The sequence below is a fragment of the Mesorhizobium sp. M4B.F.Ca.ET.017.02.2.1 genome (genome assembly GCF_003998955.1).
Classification (GTDB): domain Bacteria; phylum Pseudomonadota; class Alphaproteobacteria; order Rhizobiales; family Rhizobiaceae; genus Mesorhizobium; species Mesorhizobium abyssinicae.
Genome location: NZ_RZOF01000576.1, coordinates 1 through 1,952, shown reverse-complemented (window position 1 = coordinate 1,952; position 1,952 = coordinate 1). Strand labels below are relative to the sequence as shown.

At 67.5% G+C, this 1,952-nt stretch carries 1 protein-coding gene and 1 pseudogene; both read right to left on the bottom strand.

The genetic code is table 11. The features are described from left to right. A pseudogene (locus EN738_RS36665) lies at positions 1-98 on the bottom strand (sulfite exporter TauE/SafE family protein); the annotation flags it as partial. Between the two features lie 191 nt (positions 99-289). Further along, positions 290-1,952: SEL1-like repeat protein (locus EN738_RS33930; protein WP_189606120.1), on the bottom strand; the 1,663-nt coding region annotated here is incomplete at its 5' end.

The window sequence follows — 1,952 nt, the reverse complement described above, 5'->3', positions numbered from 1 at the left end:
ACCCCGAACATGCCCGACAGGAAACCCACCGCCGCCCCCATGGCCAGCAGCACGAAGACGTTGACGGAAATTTCCGCGATCGGGAGATAGATGCCCACCCGTCAGTCTCGATCAGTTTGCCTGTCGGCGATGCAGCCGCAGCGTGCAGTCTCGCACCGAAAAGCCAATTTTTTCTTGCGCCGACGCGGCGGCGGGAGCAAACCCCGCCGCCGCGTCGAAACAAAAAAGCATCTCAATCAGTTAACAGGCAAATGTGTGGCAAGGCATCGCGGAAGCGACGCATCTGCCGTTATTTGCGCGCCAGCAGCGCCTTGACCAGTTGTTCGTCGACCTCGCCGGTCGGTTTCAACTTGTTGTCGGTCTGGAAGGCCATGATCGCGGTCTTGGTCTTGTCGCCCATCACGCCGTCGGCGCCACCGGCCTCATAGCCGTTCTTGTTGAGGATCAGCTGGATGTTCTTGACCGCCTTCTTCATGTCGATGCTGGCGGTCGTCTGGGGCGTGCCGTCCTGCCAGGATTCGGGGATGTCGGCCGAGTTGGCCGCCTGGTCGATTGGCTTCGGCTTCCACAGCTCCGTGGCGGCGCGCGCCCGCTCCAACTGCTCCGGACGCAGCGCATTGGCGATCTCGTCGCGCTTGGACGCAGCATCCTTGTCGCCGGTCTTGGCGACGAGCGCGAACCATTTGTAGGATTCCTCCAGGTTCTGCTTCATGCCGACGCCCTTGGCCGCCAGGATGCCGAGGTTGAACTGGCTGTCCTTGACGCCGAGGTCGGCCGCCGCCTGGAACCAGTGCGCCGCCGATTCATTGTCGGTCACGCCATCCGCCGCCATGGCGAACAGCACGGCGAGATTGTGCATGGCGCTGGCGTTACCCTGTTCGGCGGCAAGCTGGTAGAAGGTCTTGGCCTTCTTGATGTCGCGGGTGACGCCGATCCCCTTCTCGTAGAAATTGCCGATGCGGTATTCGGCCGGCGCGAAGCCGAGCTCGGCGGACTTCTCGTACCACTTGGCCGCGGCCTTCATGTCCTCCTTGACGCCGCGCGATTCGGCATAGCGCGAGCCAACCTCGAACAGCGCCTTGGCATCGCCGCCGGCGGCGGCGTCGCGCAGGGCCGGAGGACCGGCGTCGGCCGGAATGTCGATCTTCGCGGCCGCCTGGGGCGTGCTGCCGGCGGGCGGAACAGCGCCCGTGGTGTCGGGGGTCGTCGGCGAGGCGGCCGGCGCCGTGGCCATCGGCGCGGTGTCGGCGTCGGCATCCGTAGCCGGCATCGCAGGCGCCGAGGCGGTGACATCCGGTGAAGGTGCCGTGGTCGCAGCCGGCGCGGCCGAAACCATCGGCGCCGGCGCCGGTTCAGCGGCGGCGGGCGCGGCATCCATCACCGTATTTGCGTCCATCGGCAGCGCGGCGGCGGTCTGCGCCGGCGGCGCATCCTTCACCGGTTCCGCTTGCCGCACGGCGCGCGCCGGCGCGTCCTCGGCGGCGGTCTCTATCTTCGGCGCGGCGTTGGTCTTCGGTTCGGCCGTGGCATTGAGCGAAGCGGTCTCCACGGGCTGCGCGGCAACGATCGGCGCGGCATCGTTGCTGGCGACCGGCGCGGGATCGGAGAAGAAGGCCTTGCCAAGCTGCAGGCCGGCAAGCGCCAGCATGATCGCGGCCGCTGCCATCAGGATCGGCTTGCGCCGCGCCTTGAGCAGGTCGCCGATCCTGAGCGCCTTGACCGGGCCGCCCATCGTCGACTGGCGCTTCAGCGCGTCGGCCTCGGCGGCGGCGGCTTGCGCTGCGCGCCTTGCCGCGGCAATGAAGTCGGACTTTGCCGCATCGCTCTCGTTGCGCTTGACCGGCGGACCCCGCTCATCGCGCACGCGCTTCATGATGGCGGTGAGATCGGGTGCGCCGGAACCGGGTTCCAGCGGGCGGTTGGCGAATTTCGGATCGAGCGGTTCGTCGAGG